Source organism: Pseudomonas sp. HR1 (assembly GCF_030175875.1).
Lineage (GTDB): Bacteria > Pseudomonadota > Gammaproteobacteria > Pseudomonadales > Pseudomonadaceae > Chryseomonas > Chryseomonas oryzihabitans.
On sequence record NZ_JASNRF010000043.1, the window covers coordinates 1 to 881 of the forward strand.

The window sequence follows — 881 nt, forward strand, 5'->3', positions numbered from 1 at the left end:
TCACGCTCACCCAGCCCTGTGAACTGGGTGGCAAGCGCGCCGCCCGGGTGGCGGTGGCCGAGGCCAACGCTGGCGTGGTCAATGCGGACCTCGAGGCGCGACGCTATGCCCTCCGGGCGGACGTCATCCAGAGTTTTTACGAGTTGTTACTGGCCGCTGAAGGGGTGCGGCTCGCCGAGCAATCGCAGGCACTGGCACAGCGCAGCCTGGACAGCTCAGGGGCGCAAATTCGAGCGGGCAAGATTTCACCGGTATCGGGTACCCGCGCGGAGGTAGAACAGGTCACCCAGCGGCTGGAGCTGAGACGCGCACTGCAGCAGCGTGACAACGCGCGGGTGAGTCTTGCCCGCCAATTGGGTGTCTCCGTGACAGAGCTCGGTGAGCCGGTCGGTGACCTGGATCGTCTGCCCGCACCTCCCGGCGAAGCCCTACTGCTGCAGGCGATCCGCCAGACACCGGCGATGCTCAAGGCGCGGCGGCAGGTAGCCGCCGGGGATGCCGACGTCGATCTGCAGCGCAGCCAGCGCTATCCGGACGTGCGGGTGAGCCTGGGCAGCCAATACGACGAGCTCGAGGGGGAGCGGGTCAATCTGGTGGGCTTCTCGCTCCCGCTACCGCTCTTCGATCGCAACCAGGGCAACCTGCTCGCCGCGTCCAGTCGCGCTGACCAGGCCCGGGATCTACAGCGAGCGACCGAGCTGCAGATCCAGGCCGAAACCCTGCAGGCACTGCGCGACTGGCGTAGTGCATCAGCTGACGTCGACGACTTGCGCAACCGGGTTTTGCCGGCGGGCCAGCGTACGGTCGATGACCTAACTCGCGGCTTCTCGCTGGGACGTTTTGCCCAGCTGGATGTGCTGGAAGCCCAGCGCGCCCTCATT

1 protein-coding gene is annotated in these 881 nt (G+C 66.9%); it reads left to right on the top strand.

The genetic code is table 11. The annotated features are described in order from the left end of the window. Positions 1-881, top strand: an 881-nt coding sequence (locus tag QKY98_RS23480) for a TolC family protein (RefSeq protein WP_284671686.1), incomplete at both ends; no start/stop codon positions are given.